The following is a 15,930-nucleotide window of genomic DNA, read 5'->3' on the forward strand; positions in this document are numbered from 1 at the left end:
TTATAGTCATTATTCAGTTGCATAGCCACCTTCAATTGTAACAAGTTCATTCTTATCTTTTTTCTGTTTAATAAATAAACTAAAAGTACCTACACCCTCGGTATGCCCAAACTCCTCTATATAATCCACTACAAAAGCATTTGGGAAGTTAACCTTTCTAACTACCTGATCAGCAGCTATAACTTCCAAGGTAGCATTTCTGTAAGCATCAGATTTTTCAGCACTAACCAATGACCATAATGCTAACTTCATTGTGTCATCTGCTTCTTCTCCATCTACAGCCGTAATAATTTTTCCTGTAATGTGCATTACAGAACCAACATCAGTTGACCTAGCATTAGAATCATCTGGTGTATCAGTTTCATAGGTTACTGTAGTAATATTATCCATCCCCAACTCAATAGTTTCATTTTGCCCTTCAACAGTTAATCTAAATCCCATTTCTTACCATCTCCTTATATTATAATTAATTTATATTAATACAAAATGCATTAATACCAACCTTTCAAATCTTTTCATTAGAAAAGATATTTGAAATTTCATTAAATATGGTGTTTGCATAGTGCTTTACTTAATCAGCAGTACTTTTAGTAATATTAACTTCTAGATTCTTCACATTACCATTAAATGTTAAATCTAAATTGCATGTATTACTTCTTGGGTCAATACTATAATTTATATCATCTCCATCTTGTAAAATAGAGTTAATATAACCTTTACTATTAAGCCATTTACTCTTTTGACTTTTTGGATTATTACTAAAGAATTTTACGATCTTATCCTGTTTAAAGTCACTTGTCTCAAACCTTAAAATTCTTTCAACATAAGTTGTCATTAGAGTTTTGTATATAGAATCAAAGCCATCTTCTAACATTGATAAACTTCTAGCCTTATATACTGTTATTTTTTTAACAACTTTACCATTAACTTGAGCATTTTCAGAAGAGAAGACAAAACCAAAATTATTTCTATTAATAGAGTTCTTAATTGCATTGGTAAATCCAGAAATCTCTTTAGCTAAAGTTGTTACAGTTTTTAGACTATTATCTCCACTTTCTATATCAAACCTTACACCTGGATAACTTCTAGTAACATCTCTAAATCTCTCTTTTAAATATTCAGGACATTGGTATGCAGATACTATACCTGCCGCTACATAAGCTGCATCTACATATACACCCTCTAACCATAATTTCAAAACATCTTCTTCTACTTTAGATAATCTAGCACCATTTTCTTCATAAATCATCTTACTATCTAAGACTACACCTGACTTATCTTTAGGTATTATTGTAAAATTAGGTAAACAAGGAATCGCATATTCACTATATTCTTGATTTACCAATACTGAAGTAGCATCTATATAATTATCAATTCCTTTAGTTGCCATTGCATTAAATGTAGTCTCTTCTTTCCCTTCAAAATTAAAGAAGATTTGAATTTTATATTTATGAGCTATATCTAAGATAGAAGTTAAAGACTCCATAGTATTACCATTTTTAGATTCTGTTTTATTTGTCCCTTTAAATCGCATTCTTCTAGCTTTAGTTGGACTATCTGTTTTCATTTCTATAGCAGGTACTATTCCAAACCAGATTGTATCACTAAAGCTATTTTTAGCATTAACAGTATTTAAGAAAGTTTCTAATCTAGTTCTATTATTACCTTTTATAGTCATATCAACTTTACAATTGGTGACTAATAATTTAGGCATCATTCCTCTATTTGGAGTATCATATTGCTCAAAATACATTTTTACTCCAAGTAATTTTTCTACTAAAGGTTTAGCTACCTTAATGAAGTCATCTTTAGTATTCTTATAAAACTCTAAATAATTATTATAGTTATTTACTTCCTTTTCTATATCTATATCAGTTGTTGGAGCAGAAATTGGTGCAAAAGTTCTCAATACTAAATCTTTTACATATGATGAAGGATCCTCAGTTATAGCTTCATAATCTTCTTCAAAAACTTCTACCAAAGCATTTCGTTGTTCCTCACTTTGCACTGCTAATGCTTTTTCTTCCTCTTTTGGTGCTTCTAATATTTTAAGTTCACCATCTTCACCCATTGTAAGAACACCAATTTCTATTGTTTGAGTCTCAGAATCCTCCTGACTTTCCCCTAATAATAATCTTGTCTTAATATCTTCAATTGCTAACGGCAACATACCTAAAACATTATTATAATTTTGGCTTGCTTCCTCAAATTTAATATTTAACTTATCCCCTAATTCTAATTTTGAAGGATCCTCATCATCAAGAGCTTCATATTTACTATATAAGTAATTAATCTCTTTTCTAACTTGTTTAATATCTTCCATTACCTTCTTTGGAGAAATCATATCAAGAATATTTTCGAATTTGAAATCTACATTTTTTATACCTTGACTTTTCTTAGTATCAATTAATGTACATAGCATTTTTAAGAAATCATTATTTTGATCTAGCTTAATTTCTGTAACACAATTATCAGGTACCCCTTCTGGCTTTATAGCAGTATAAACCACCTTCTGATTAGCTGCATTATAATAAGAGTATATTGTAGGACTGAACTTAGTAAGAAATTCATCAAAGCTTCCTACTAAAAGGTGCTCATTAATCTCACTAATCTTATCATCCTTTAAACTATCTAATCCTTTTACATCTCCTATTATAGTAAGTAAATCTAATTTTTCAGGATTAAATTCTTCAAAAAGTATAGTTCTATTAGTTTGATCAATAATATTAATTTTAAACCTCTCCTTTCTAAAATCAAAATCTATAATTATTTTTTTCTCTCTGTTTCACTAAAAATATACCTAAGTAAGATTTGACTTAATAAAAGATAGTCTATTATATATTTTTATCAATAAATTTATATCTACAGTAATAGATTTTTACTAAAGATAAATAATCAATAATAGATAACCTCTAAATAAAAAATCTATAGGCATAAGTTGCCTATAGATTTAAAATCATCAGCAACTTGGCAATCATAAATATTCTTAGATATCCTTAGACCCATAGCTTTGCGTCTTTAGCTTTCGCTAAATTTGCCCTCTTATTCCCTTTTTTTCTATTTTAGTTAACAGAAAGAACATTTGTATTTTGATATTTTTAAATGAAATAATTACCTTTACCTAAATATTGTACAGAATATAGTTTAATTTGTCAAATAAAATAAAAAAAAACTGTTACTGTTTATTACAGTAACAGTTTTTTAAGTTTAGTTTAAAGTCCCAATTAAAGTACTTATAAACTGAGCTACTTTCTTAATAAGTTCTATTTTATCATCTTCAAGCAGCACTAAATTCTCCTCTAACCTCTTAATAATGGCACTACCAACAATAACTCCATCAGCAAAACTGGCTACCTCTTTGACATGCTCAGGTTCAGAAATCCCAAAACCAACTGCTACTGGAGTGGAGGTTAAGGATTTAATCTCCTCTACTTTTTCCTTAACCTCTTTAGAGACCTCTCCTCTCTCTCCTGTAGTACCTAAAGTAGCTACTGCATAGATAAAGCCTTGAGAATTCTCAGCCAACTCTTTAATTCTCTTAGGAGAACTATTTAAAGCTACCAGTGATATAATATCTACTCCATTGCTCAAATTTCTTAACTCCTCATCCTCACCCATTGGCAGATCAGGAATAATCAGACCATCTACGCCAAACTCTTCACAGCTTTTAATGAGTCTATCTAAGCCATAATTGAAGATGGAATTAAAGTATCCCATTAGAACTATTGGGATTTGACTCTCATTTCTAATATCTTTAACTAGATTAAAGATATTCTTTAAGTTAGTTCTATGAGCCAAACTTCTCTTTCCTGCCCTTTGAATAGTAGGTCCATCTGCTAAAGGATTAGAGAAGGGAATTCCTAATTCGATTATATCTGCCCCATTTCTTTCAGCTTCTAAGACCAAATCTTTAGTCAAATCTAAAGTAGGGTCACCAGCCATCAAAAATGGAATAAAGGCCTTTTGACCTTTATCCCGTAAACTAGCAAAAGTAGTAGCAATTCTGCTCACTATAACTCAACTCCAAGTCTTTCTGCCAAAGTATATACATCCTTATCCCCTCTTCCAGATAAATTCATCACAATAATCTGATCTTGATCTAATTCAGGAGCTAATTTTAGAACATGAGCTATAGCATGGGAACTCTCTAAAGCTGGAATGATCCCTTCACTTTCACATAGGACTTGGAAGGCATTTACAGCTTCATCATCGGTAACAGATACATATTTAGCCCGACCAATATCCTTAAGATAACTATGCTCAGGACCCACACCTGGATAATCTAATCCTGCAGAGATAGAGTGGACAGGCATAATCTGACCATTTTCATCTTGTAATACATAGGTCTTAAATCCGTGGATAACACCTTTTCTTCCTTTAGCCATTGTTGCAGCATGCTTATCAGTATCTACACCAAGTCCAGCCGCTTCTACTCCAATCATCTCTACATCCTCATCTCCAATAAATGGATAAAATAATCCTATAGCATTACTTCCCCCACCAACACAGGCTACTAGATAATCAGGTAATCTTCCCTCTTGCTCAAGAATCTGCTCTTTAGCTTCTTCTCCAATCATTGATTGGAAGTCGCGAACTATTGTTGGATATGGATGGGGTCCTACAGCAGAGCCTAATAGATAGAAGGTATCATCTATTCTCTCTATCCAGTTTCTTAATGCAGCATCTACAGCATCACTTAAAGTTTGAGTACCATCTGTAACTGGAGTTACTTTAGCACCTAAGAGTTTCATTCTAAATACATTCAAGGCTTGGCGCTGTACATCCTCTGCTCCCATAAAGATTTCGCATTCCATGCCAAACATTGCTGCTACCGTAGCCGTAGCTACACCATGTTGTCCTGCTCCTGTCTCAGCTATGATTCTCTTCTTGCCCATCCTTTTAGCTAACAGAGCCTGACCTAAGGCATTGTTAATCTTATGTGCTCCCATATGATTAAGGTCTTCACGTTTTAAGTAAATCTTAGCTCCACCCAGCTTCTTAGTTAGACGTTCTGCATAATATAATGGGTTAGCTCGCCCTACATACTGCTTCAAATAATAATCAAACTCCTCTTGAAATTCAGAGTCACCCTTATACTTATCATAAGCCTTTTCTAACTCTTCTAAAGCTGGAATAATCAACTCTGGTACATACTTACCTCCAAATTCACCAAATTGCCCTTTGATATTACCTTTTGACTCTACACTCATCTCTTCTCATCTCCCTATTTTGATTTTAAGTTAATATTTTAGATTCATTTTCATTATAGATGTCCAATTCTAAAGTAAGACATAATGGGTATATTGCGACAGTTTTACCCCCTCTAACTCCCCCTTCATAAGGGGGAGAATAAAAGAGCTTTAGCCTCCCCTTTAGAGAAGGGGGAGGTTGGAGGGGGTCTGAAGTTTTTTAAAAAAGTGTCGCAATATCCCTCTATAACACCATATCAAAATTTCACTCTATAATCATCTACATTAAAAAATTAAGATTAGCTTCCAATAAATTAAACAAAATCATAACAATTAAATACTATGCTTCTCTTATCTCTTCTGAGCTATTTTTAACATTGTATTGCCACCTTTTTGAAATTGATAATCCACTGTTACTTCATCAACAGAATAACCCTTTTCAATGTAGTTGTTAATAACCTTATCTACATATAATGATTTTCTCCCATTTAAATCTAACAAGGGAAAAATCCTAACTTCTCTTGCTACACGTAACATCTCATCTATTGCTTCTATATGAAATTTCAAAGATAGATTATCACTATATAAAAATAAAAAATGTGATGATAAGGCTAGATCAAATTGATTATCTTCAAAAGGAAGGTTTGGTAACATGGCATAAAGATATCTATTTTCTTGCTTTCCAAGATCATAATCTGCTAAAAATTTTTCCATCGCTAACATTCTGATTCTGCCCAAATCTTCTACATCTTTTATTTTAGTCCAAATAAATTTATCCTTATTCTGCTTAGTCTGATTTATTACATCTTGGTAATTTTCACTAATTCGCTTTAAAATATCATCCTTAGTAAAGTGATAAATAGGATCAATCGATATCATTTCTTTCCCTTTTTCTTTCATAGTATAATTAAAGCTTGCTGGACCATCAGCACAGCCTAGAATAAATTTATCCAAATCTGCTTCAGTTAAATTAAACATATCCACATATTCTTCAAAGGTTCTACCCCAGGGAACAACTGACCCATATTTAATTTTCACTGCACACATTTATAGCTCAATTCCTAAATTACCTGCTACAGTATATACATCTTTATCACCACGACCAGAAAGGTTTACAACTATAACCTGATCTTGCTCAAGCTCTTTTGCCAATTTTAAAGCATAAGCAACAGCATGGGAACTCTCTAAGGCTGGAATAATTCCTTCTAATTTAGATAATAATTGAAAGGCTTCTAAAGCTTCACTATCGGTAACTGATACATACTCAGCTCGATTAATATCCTTAAGATAACTATGTTCTGGACCTACACCTGGATAGTCCAATCCTGCCGAGATAGAGTATGCAGGTAAAATCTGACCATATTCATCCTGTAAAACATAAGTCTTAACACCATGAATAATACCTTTAGTACCTTTAGTTAAGGTAGCAGCATGCTTATCAGTATCTACACCAAGTCCAGCTGCTTCTACACCAACTATCTTAACATCCTTATCTTCAATAAAAGGATAGAATAATCCAATCGCATTACTTCCTCCACCAACACAAGCCACTAAATAATCAGGTAGCTTATTCTCTGCTTCTAAAATCTGTTCTTTAACTTCTTGACCAATTATCGATTGGAAATCACGAACTATTGTTGGATAAGGATGAGGACCTGCTGCTGTCCCAAATAAATAGAAGGTATCTTCTATTCTCTCTACCCAATTTCTAAAGGCAACATCTATAGCATCGCTTAAGGTAGCTGTTCCTTCTGTTACTGGAGTTACCTTTGCACCTAAGAGCTTCATCCTAAATACATTTAAGGCTTGACGCTCCACATCCTCTGCTCCCATAAAGACTTCACATTCCATCCCAAACATTGCTGCTACAGTAGCCGTAGCTACACCATGTTGCCCTGCTCCCGTTTCAGCTATGATTCTCTTCTTGCCCATCCGTTTAGCCAAAAGAACTTGACCCAAAGCATTATTAATCTTATGGGCCCCAGTATGATTAAGGTCTTCACGTTTTAGATAGACCTTTGCTCCACCTAGTTTTTCAGTCAAACGTTCTGCATAATATAGGGGATTAGCTCTCCCTACATACTGCTTTAAATAATAGTTCAATTCCTCTTGAAATTCTGGATCATCCTTATAGTTAGCATAAGCTTCATCCAACTCATCTAAGGCTGCAATCACCAACTCTGGTACATACTTACCACCAAATTCACCAAACTGACCTCTTCTTTGACTCTTTAACTCTACACTCATCTCTTCTCATCTCCTCTAATTATTTTTTATTATAAGTGTCTGTATGAGGATGAAATTCTACGTCTAAAGTGAAACTTAATAGGTATCTAAATTTTAGTAATCAGTAACGAGTAACGGGTAATGAGTAAGAATCTCTTTTCGTCACTTGTCACTCATTACTCGTTACTGTCTTAATATCTATCTAAAGTTTCATTTTGAAATCACACTCACACCCCACACTCTTGCTTTTTTACTCTTCTAATAAACTCTTCTAATCTCTTCTTATCCTTGACTCCTGCTTGGGCTTCAACTCCACTACTAACATCTACCCCATAAGGAGTAACTGAATCTATTGCTTGGTTAACATTAGCAGGATTTAAACCACCAGCAATGATAATATCCCCATATTCTTTAGCTAATTTAGCAAGCTCCCAATTAAAGATCTTACCTACTCCTCCTAGTTTATTGGGATGATAAGCATCAAGTAGATATTTATCGACCTGATACTCCTTTAATCGCTCTAAATAGCTCTCATCTTTGACTCTAAAAGCCTTGATAACTGGTAAATGAAACTCTTGACAATATTCTGGACTTTCATCACCATGAAGCTGTAGATAATCTAATGAACATCTACTAATTATCCCTTGTACCTCTTCTAAAGACTGGTTAGCAAAAACCCCCACCTTCTTAATCTTCTCTGGTAGCTGCTCAATAATCTCCTTTACTTCATCAGGACTAACCTGTCTAGGACTCTTAGCAAAGATAAATCCTAAATAATCAGCTCCATACTCTACCGCTAACTTAGCATCAGCTAAATTAGTAATTCCACAGATTTTAATCTTTGTCATCCTACTAACTCACTTATCTTAGTAGAGATATTAGTGCTTCTCATCAGTGCTTCTCCTACCAGAATACCATCAATCCCATGGGTAGCCAGTAACTCTACATCATTTCTAGTCTTAATCCCACTTTCACTAACAACTACCTTATCATTAGGAATCAATCTCTTTAATCCTAAGGTTGTCGCTAAGTCAACCTCAAAGACCCTCAAATTCCGATTATTAATTCCAATTATATCACAATCTTCCTGTAAAGCAAGGGTCAATTCCTTTCTATTATGAACCTCTACCAGAATACCCAATCCTAATGATTTTGCTAAAGCTAAGTACTCCCTTAACTCTTCCTGATTTAAAATAGCTACAATCAATAAGATAGCATCAGCACCACAGGCTCTAGCTTGATAAATCTGATAAGGGTCAATGATAAAGTCTTTTCTTAATAAAGGTAAATCAACCTCTACTTTTACCTCTGTTAAATAATCTAATTTACCTTGAAAGAACTCTTCATCAGTTAAGACCGATAAGACCTTAGCTCCTGCCTGCTGATATTCCTTAGCAATAGCAATGGGATTAAAGCTTTCTCGTATTACCCCTTTAGATGGTGAAGCCTTCTTGATTTCAGCAATCAAGCTCATCCCTTCAGCCTCTAAGGCACCTTTAAAATCTCTAGTATCTTCTAAAGTAGCAATCTTCTCCTTTAACTCTGCTAAGCTCACTTCTCTCTTCTGCTGCTTTACTTCTAGTTTTTTATGTTCAACTATCTTATCTAAAATCAACTCAACTTACCTCCTTAGCTAATCTATTACTTACTTCAACTAGCTCTTCTAACTTCTTCAAAGCCAAACCTTCATCTATTATTTGAGCAGCTAGCTCTACACCCTCAACTAGACTCTCAGCTTTATCTACTGCTACTAAAGCTGCTGCTACATTTAAGATTACAATATCCCTCTTCTTACCAGCTTTACCCTTTAGAATATCTAAAGTAATCTCTGCGTTCTCTTCAGGGTTTCCTCCTGCTAAATCCTCTATAGTAGCTTCTTCTAATCCTAACTCTCTTGGATGGAGATTATAAGTCTTTACTTCATCATCTTTAAGTTGACTAACTTTAGTCTCTCCCACCGTTGATAATTCATCTAAACCAACCATTCCATGGACTACAAAGGCTGACTTCACTCCTAAATTCTTCAGCACATAAGCAATCGGCTCTGTTAATTCAGAACTATAAACTCCTAGTAACTGTACTCCTGCTTCAGCAGGGTTGGTCAAAGGACCTAAGAGATTAAAAATTGTTCTTGCTCCTATCTCTTTTCTTGGTCCAATAGCATACTTCATTGCTTGATGGAAAACTGGTGCATACATAAATCCTATTCCAATCTCATCAATGCAACTTCCTACTTGAGCTGGTGACAGATTGAGATTGACCCCTAATCTCTCCAATAAGTCAGCACTTCCACTCTTACTAGAGACTGAACGGTTACCATGTTTAGCCACAGCTACCCCTGCTGCTGCCACTACAAAGGCAGTAGTAGTTGAGATATTAAAAGTATTCAGCTTATCTCCACCAGTGCCACAGACATCTACTAATACATCCTGGTTGGTCTCTATTTTAGAGGCCTTCTCTCTCATCACCAATGCTGCCCCTGTTATCTCCTCAATCGTCTCGCCCTTCATTCTCAAAGCTGTAATAAAGCTGGCTATCTGAGCAGAAGTAGCCTCACCAATCATAATAGCTTCCATAGCATCTCTACTCTCCTCAATTGATAGATTATCTCCATTTATCACCTTGTTGATTACTCTTCTCATCTCTGCTTATCCTCCTTTTAAGTTCAGTAACGAGTAAAACAATAACCTTTATCAAACTCTCTTCACTGCTAAAAAATTACTGACAATCTCCGTACCTGTCTTACTCATTATCGATTCAGGATGGAACTGTAGTCCATATAATCCCTTCTCTTTATCCTCAATTGCCATGATTATTCCATCTTCAGTCTCAGCAGTAATTTCAAAATTATCAGCTAAGGTATCTCTATCAACAATTAAAGAATGATAACGAGTTGCTTCAAAATCTCCTACTCCTGCTAAAATCCCTTTATCTTTGTTAATTATTTTAGATACTTTACCATGAATCAACTCTGGTGCCTTGATTATCTTAGCTCCAAAAGCTGCTCCCATAGTCTGATGACCTAGACAGATTCCTAAAATCGGTATCTCTCCTGCCAACTCTCTAACCAAGTCTAAAGATATGCCTGCATCCTCTGGTCTACCTGGTCCTGGTGAGATGATTATCTTCTCTGGTCTTAACTCTCTAATCTCATCTACAGTAATCTTGTCATTTCTTATAACTTCAATCTCATGGTTCATATCCCCAATCAACTGTACTAAGTTATAAGTAAAAGAATCATAATTATCAATTACTAAAATCATTAGCAGACACCCCCTTCAGCTAACTTTACAGCTTCCAATAATGCCTGTGCTTTATTTAAAGTCTCTTGGTATTCAAATTCTGGATCGGAATCTGCTACAATACCAGCACCTGCTTGCAGATATGCCTTATTATCCTTAATAACCATAGTTCTAATAGTAATACAACTGTCTAAGTTTCCAGAATAACCAAAGTAACCAATACTACCTCCATAAGGACCTCTACGAGTATTTTCTAGTTCATCAATAATCTCCATCGCCCTAATCTTAGGAGCACCTGATAAAGTTCCTGCTGGAAAACAAGATTGTAATCCTGAATAGATATCCTCATGAGCCTTTAATTTACCTTGAACATCAGAGACGATATGCATTACATGGGAATAGTACTCAATCTCCATCAGCCTACTTACCTCTACACTACCATATTCACTGACCTTCCCAATATCATTACGCCCTAAATCTACTAGCATAATATGCTCTGCCCTCTCCTTCTCATCACCTAATAAGTCTTGAGCCAACTCTTTATCCTCTTGGCTGTCTTTTCCTCTCTTACGAGTTCCAGCAATCGGTCTATTCTCAATAACTCCATCTTCTACCCTTACTAAAAGCTCTGGTGAAGAACCAACAATCTCAAAATCAACAAAATCTAAATAATACATATAAGGTGATGGATTCACCCTCCTTAGCTGACGATAGATATCAAAGGATTGAGCAGTTATAGACACCTCTAAACGTTGCGAGAGAACAACTTGAAAGATATCCCCTTCTCTAATATAATCTTTAGCTTTATCTACATTCTTCATAAATTCTTCTTTGCTGATATTAGATTTAAACTTCAATTCCTTTGCTTTAACCTCTGGTCTACTCTCTTCCTTTAGAGGACTATCTAGCTTAGTAATTATCTCATCTATCTTCTCCTTAGCTAATTTGTAATCACTTTCAAGGTCGTCACTTACTTTAACATTAGTAACCACTTTGATACTATGATGTAGATGATCAAAGATTACTAAGGTATCACTTAAGATAAAGTTCATCTCTGGTAAAGCCAAATCATCCTTATTATCTTGAGGTATGCTCTCAAAATATTTAACGACATCATAACCTAAATACCCAACAGCACCACCATAAAATAGGGGCAAGCCTTCAACCTGTACCGATTGGTACTCAGATAAGATACCCTTTAAATCTTGCAATGGATTATCTGTATTTTTACTCTTTAATACCTTTCCAAAGTTATCCTTAATTACTAATTTACCATCCTTGGAGCTGACTATAGCATGATAATCAATCCCAATAAAGGAATAGCGCCCTATCTTCTGCCCCTGTTCTACACTCTCTAATAGATAAGAGTAACCTTCACCCTTTAACTTCTTAAAAGCAGATACTGGGGTCTCCATATCTGCAACTATCTCTTTATAGACAGGAATTATATTGGCATCTTCACTTAGCTTTAAAAACTCTTCCTTAGCTGGATAGTACATTCAATCTCACCTTCTTCTTATCTCTACTCATCTTGACTCATCTCCTCTTTAAAATATTGATAATAAACAAAAAAGGCCACCAGACTAAAGTCTGATGACCTTGGAATATATAATAATACCTGTAATTAGATACAGATATACTTACCCCTTGGCTAAACTAACTCTCAACTCATCTCAACTCTACTCTTCTCAGCTAATTATATTCAGTTTTAACTAATATTCTCTAATCTCTATACTAAAAGCTCTCTAACTATAGATTGTGCCTTTCTCGCTATTAAGTCCCTTCGAGTCTTGCAGACTCGATCTAGTGGAGAAATAAAGTGTAGAAGAAAAATTCCCGACCGAATTTTTCTCAATACTTTATAAAGCTTTATTTAAGAAAAACTTTTTAATTATAAATTCTGCTTTTCTCAGTATTAAGTCCCCTTCAACTTCTTCGAACTCTTCGTAGTGGAAAAATTCCCGGCCAAATTTTTCCTACTCACTCAGACTCAACACTACCATGTTTTGTCATAAGCTCGGCTTTTCCTCTAATCTTAATTGCAGATGTATGCTCTGTAAATTGAGCAACCATTACTTCACCAGCATCTAACTTTTCTGTATGATGGAATTTGGTCTGCTGCCCACGAGTCAAACCGATAATAGTAACCCCATCCTCTAAAGCTTTAATTACTATATATTCTTCACTTTTTGGTATATTCATTGTTGCCTCCTTAATGAAAACACTTAGTTAATACTATGATATACAAATTTATTACATGTGTCAATATTAGATTCAAAGTATCTTTAACTATAATGTTATATTCAAAAAATTTAAAACTGTTAAATAAACCCAATAATTACTCCTCTCTCTTATCCAGCCATAAAATAAGTAGAACTCCTAAAACAAATCCGATAATCTCTAAAAAACCAATCTGGTTTGGAATAACACTTCTCATCGATCCCAAAATTAAACCTGTTAAAAATGCCATCAGCAGAGAATTATAGTGCTCTAATAAATAGGATAAAATCCAAGAGAAACTCAGTAACCCTGCCACAACTCCAAATCCAAAGAAGATTATTATAGGTAAATCAAGGGTAGTAATTGCCTGTAAAACCCCTTGATATAACCCCAACATAATTAAAATTGTTCCACCACTAACTCCAGGCAATATCATTGCTACACTACCAATAGCTCCACCCCAGAAGAACTTAAATAGATTTGCCTCTTGCATAGCTTGTGCTGAATCGATATCTATTGAATATCTATAAGCAAGACCTAAACCCAAAAGTGCCAGAGCAATAGTTTTTAGATTAAACTTCTCTACTTCCTTAGCAGTTACTTTGCTAGAGGCAAAGATCAATCCCAATAAGAAAGCAACCAGAAACCCCCGATAATCACTTTCTAACAAGCCAGTAATAACCTTAGAACCAAATAGAACTCCTATTACTGCCCCTAAACCAACCGGTATCAAAATTTTAAAATTAATTCTCTTAATTCCATTAATTAATTTCTCATATATATTCAAGATTAAAGCTATGGTTCCACCACTAATTCCTGGTAAGGTATTTGAAATCCCAATAGGAATCCCCTTTATTACTAGTTGCCAAAAATCATTCATAATTTCACCTCTATCTTTTATCATTAACTCTATACTATAATTTTATAGCTAATATTTTAGATAAATAACCTATTTAAAAAATTATTATACTAACAATATGTTTTAGAAAATATTTAAAAAACCAATGTATTTCAATAGTTTCACTTTTAAAATTAGATAAAATTATCAGATTTCACCACAAGAGTACTTCTTTAGGGAGAAAAAATAACTAAACCTATAGGCTCATAAATTTATTACGGAAGGTTTTTAGTAAAAACCTGTAGGGAACCTTCCGTGGCAAAACCAGCTCACTCAGCAATTAAAGTAATAAATACTAGCATCAATTAGACTATATAACTAAAATTTTATTATGTTCTAAATCTTTGTTTAATTTTTACTTAGTTTAAATAATAATTTTCTCCATTTAAAACCTTAACTATCAATTAAAAAAGTATAGCATTATCCATCTTAAAATTCACTTCATAACTAAAAATTAAAAAAATATAAAATTAAAGCTCCTCATGTTGAGGAGACTTAATATCTGGACTATATGTAATTAAGCTCATCCTTATACTTCTCCTGTAAAAACTTCAACAAACGTTTCTCAGCTTTATACTCATCTATTGGTTTAGCAGGTGAACCTATCACAGTAACCCCCTCATCCACAACCCTACCATAAGGTACAGTTGCCCCAGAACCAACAGTTGCTCCATCAGAGACTGTAGCTGTATGAACAACAGAGTTAGATCCAATCATAACTTTGGAGCCAATTTTTCCACCTACAATAGCTCCACTACCAATAAAGGTTCCTGAATCTATAATAGTATAAATAACTTGTCTATCTTCATCAGATTCTATTTCTACTTTCTTGCGACCAACATTAAAGATACGAGACATAGGTCCTATCCTCACACCATCTTTAATCTGAACATTACTCTCAATATTAGCTGCTGTACCGATAGAAACATTATCTCCTATAGATACATTAGCCCTAATTGTCACATTCTCTTCAATAGTTACATTATCACCAATTGTAACATTATTTCCTATAATAGCACCTGTACCAATGTGGCAGTTATTGCCGATAGCTGTATGACCTCTGACAACTACACCACTACCTATAAAGGTACCTTCTCCAATCTTAACATCCTCTTGCAAGATAGCATTACCCACAATTTGACTCATAGAACCTACCTCTACACCATCATAGAGCTCTGATAACGAACTAACACTAGCAGTGGGAGCTAGAGTGATATCTCTAACCAGTTTATTTCTAACTGGATTATTATACTCTAATACTGGACTGATTACAATCACTGGGTCAAGACTACTTTCCTTAATCAATTGTAATATTTTTTCTTTCTGCCCTTTAGGTACGATTGTAGCAAATTCTAACTTGCGCCCATCACTCTGTTTAACTACTTTAATCGAATAATCTAGTTTATGATAATTAAATATATACCTCAATCTATAACTTACTGTTCCTCTAACTGTAGCAACAATCTGATAATAATCCATCTTCCCACTCCCTTCAAACAATTGCACATTAGCTAATAGCTATATAAATTAATATGAATCACTATATAATTTTATGATACCTCTTTCTCTGCTTCCTTTTCTTGCTCATTTCTCTTTTGATGGGCAATTCTAGCTGATGCTGCTGAAGCAATACCTGCTACTAAATCATCCAAGAATGTATTAACCCTATCCTTACTTGTATCCAATCTCTCCATTGCTCCAAATTTATTCTTATCTAAGTATCCAAAGCTGGTAAAGCCTATAGTTCCATAGATATTAGCAATAGCTAAAGCCAAACTCTCATCGACTCCATACAAGGGCTCATCCCTTTTAATAATACTAGCTAAAGGCTCTTCTACTTTACCTTCTTCTGTTAATTTATCTAACGCTATTCCTGTCAATAGAGTATATTGTACCTCTCTTTTTTCTAAAACGCTATGAACAGATTCTAAACATTCCTCTATGTTTAAATTCTCACTATAAGGCTTTTGTAGGGCATAGACAATCTCTGCAATCTCTTTTATTTGAACTCCTCTTTCTTCCAATTTTTCTATAATTATATCTCTCATATATTCTCCCCCTTTTTAATTTATACATATATTATATGATACTAAATTTAAATTGGTTATACTTTTTTATAAATCTAGCTCATTTATTATTAGATTGATAACTATCT

General features: G+C 34.0%; 15 protein-coding genes and 1 riboswitch. All 15 genes read right to left on the reverse strand.

Annotated features, from left to right (window positions below; genetic code table 11):
* Window positions 1-9: 9 nt before the first annotated feature.
* Window positions 10-441 (reverse strand): membrane-associated protease 1, encoded by a 432-nt coding sequence (locus U472_RS13285; protein ID WP_068719237.1) that lies wholly within the window; start codon window positions 439-441, stop codon window positions 10-12.
* 130 nt (window positions 442-571) lie between these two features.
* Window positions 572-2,731 (reverse strand): transcriptional regulator, encoded by a 2,160-nt coding sequence (locus U472_RS13290; protein WP_068719238.1) that lies wholly within the window; start codon window positions 2,729-2,731, stop codon window positions 572-574.
* Window positions 2,732-2,958: 227 nt separating this feature from the next.
* Window positions 2,959-3,049, reverse strand: a riboswitch (cyclic di-GMP riboswitch).
* A gap of 158 nt (window positions 3,050-3,207) precedes the next feature.
* Window positions 3,208-4,011 (reverse strand): tryptophan synthase subunit alpha, encoded by an 804-nt coding sequence (gene trpA, locus U472_RS13295; protein WP_068719239.1) that lies wholly within the window; start codon window positions 4,009-4,011, stop codon window positions 3,208-3,210.
* Window positions 4,011-5,186: a tryptophan synthase subunit beta gene (gene trpB / locus U472_RS13300; protein WP_068719795.1), complete on the reverse strand. Its 1,176-nt coding sequence runs from the start codon at window positions 5,184-5,186 to the stop codon at window positions 4,011-4,013. Before trpB (U472_RS13300) ends, trpA begins: the two co-directional genes overlap by 1 nt.
* A 354-nt stretch (window positions 5,187-5,540) precedes the next feature.
* Window positions 5,541-6,236, reverse strand: a complete 696-nt coding sequence (locus tag U472_RS13305; protein ID WP_068719240.1) for a class I SAM-dependent methyltransferase — start codon at window positions 6,234-6,236, stop codon at window positions 5,541-5,543.
* Window positions 6,237-7,436: a tryptophan synthase subunit beta gene (trpB, locus tag U472_RS13310; protein ID WP_068719241.1), complete on the reverse strand. Its 1,200-nt coding sequence runs from the start codon at window positions 7,434-7,436 to the stop codon at window positions 6,237-6,239. It abuts the gene before it with no gap.
* 206 nt (window positions 7,437-7,642) lie between these two features.
* Complete coding sequence (locus U472_RS13315) at window positions 7,643-8,263, reverse strand: phosphoribosylanthranilate isomerase (protein WP_068719242.1); 621 nt, start codon at window positions 8,261-8,263, stop codon at window positions 7,643-7,645.
* The gene (gene trpC / locus U472_RS13320; protein ID WP_068719243.1) at window positions 8,260-9,030 is read right to left on the reverse strand and encodes an indole-3-glycerol phosphate synthase TrpC; all 771 of its coding nucleotides are present in this window, start codon (window positions 9,028-9,030) and stop codon (window positions 8,260-8,262) included. Before trpC ends, U472_RS13315 begins: the two co-directional genes overlap by 4 nt.
* A 1-nt stretch (window position 9,031) precedes the next feature.
* Window positions 9,032-10,057 (reverse strand): anthranilate phosphoribosyltransferase, encoded by a 1,026-nt coding sequence (trpD, locus tag U472_RS13325; protein WP_068719244.1) that lies wholly within the window; start codon window positions 10,055-10,057, stop codon window positions 9,032-9,034.
* Between the two features lie 51 nt (window positions 10,058-10,108).
* Window positions 10,109-10,678, reverse strand: coding sequence for an anthranilate synthase component II (locus U472_RS13330; protein WP_068719245.1), 570 nt, complete (start codon window positions 10,676-10,678; stop codon window positions 10,109-10,111).
* Window positions 10,678-12,156, reverse strand: coding sequence for an anthranilate synthase component I (gene trpE / locus U472_RS13335; protein WP_068719246.1), 1,479 nt, complete (start codon window positions 12,154-12,156; stop codon window positions 10,678-10,680). The genes U472_RS13330 and trpE overlap by 1 nt, the downstream gene beginning before the upstream one ends.
* A gap of 481 nt (window positions 12,157-12,637) precedes the next feature.
* Entirely contained in the window at window positions 12,638-12,859 is a 222-nt protein-coding gene (gene mtrB / locus U472_RS13340) for a trp RNA-binding attenuation protein MtrB (protein WP_068719247.1), read from the reverse strand.
* A 136-nt stretch (window positions 12,860-12,995) separates the two neighbouring features.
* The gene (locus tag U472_RS13345) at window positions 12,996-13,757 is read right to left on the reverse strand and encodes a DUF368 domain-containing protein (protein ID WP_068719248.1); all 762 of its coding nucleotides are present in this window, start codon (window positions 13,755-13,757) and stop codon (window positions 12,996-12,998) included.
* A gap of 525 nt (window positions 13,758-14,282) precedes the next feature.
* On the reverse strand, window positions 14,283-15,254 hold the full coding sequence (locus tag U472_RS13350) for a DapH/DapD/GlmU-related protein (RefSeq protein WP_068719249.1): 972 nt from the start codon (window positions 15,252-15,254) through the stop codon (window positions 14,283-14,285).
* A 71-nt stretch (window positions 15,255-15,325) separates the two neighbouring features.
* Window positions 15,326-15,823, reverse strand: a complete 498-nt coding sequence (locus tag U472_RS13355; RefSeq protein ID WP_068719250.1) for a phosphatidylglycerophosphatase A family protein — start codon at window positions 15,821-15,823, stop codon at window positions 15,326-15,328.
* Window positions 15,824-15,930 lie beyond the last annotated feature (107 nt).

The sequence above is a fragment of the Orenia metallireducens genome (assembly GCF_001693735.1).
Taxonomy (GTDB): Bacteria; Bacillota; Halanaerobiia; order Halobacteroidales; family Halobacteroidaceae; genus Orenia; species Orenia metallireducens.

Bases quoted from the DNA above. Each gene is read 5' to 3' on its own strand.
- U472_RS13355 (WP_068719250.1), bottom strand. From the start codon at position 15,823: ATGAGAGATATAATTATAGAAAAATTGGAAGAAAGAGGAGTTCAAATA.
- trpD (WP_068719244.1), bottom strand. From the start codon at position 10,057: ATGAGAAGAGTAATCAACAAGGTGATAAATGGAGATAATCTATCAATT.
- U472_RS13285 (WP_068719237.1), bottom strand. From the start codon at position 441: ATGGGATTTAGATTAACTGTTGAAGGGCAAAATGAAACTATTGAGTTG.
- trpB (WP_068719241.1), bottom strand. From the start codon at position 7,436: ATGAGTGTAGAGTTAAAGAGTCAAAGAAGAGGTCAGTTTGGTGAATTT.
- U472_RS13345 (WP_068719248.1), bottom strand. From the start codon at position 13,757: ATGAATGATTTTTGGCAACTAGTAATAAAGGGGATTCCTATTGGGATT.
- mtrB (WP_068719247.1), bottom strand. From the start codon at position 12,859: ATGAATATACCAAAAAGTGAAGAATATATAGTAATTAAAGCTTTAGAG.
- U472_RS13315 (WP_068719242.1), bottom strand. From the start codon at position 8,263: ATGACAAAGATTAAAATCTGTGGAATTACTAATTTAGCTGATGCTAAG.
- U472_RS13305 (WP_068719240.1), bottom strand. From the start codon at position 6,236: ATGTGTGCAGTGAAAATTAAATATGGGTCAGTTGTTCCCTGGGGTAGA.
- U472_RS13330 (WP_068719245.1), bottom strand. From the start codon at position 10,678: ATGATTTTAGTAATTGATAATTATGATTCTTTTACTTATAACTTAGTA.
- U472_RS13350 (WP_068719249.1), bottom strand. From the start codon at position 15,254: ATGGATTATTATCAGATTGTTGCTACAGTTAGAGGAACAGTAAGTTAT.
- trpE (WP_068719246.1), bottom strand. From the start codon at position 12,156: ATGTACTATCCAGCTAAGGAAGAGTTTTTAAAGCTAAGTGAAGATGCC.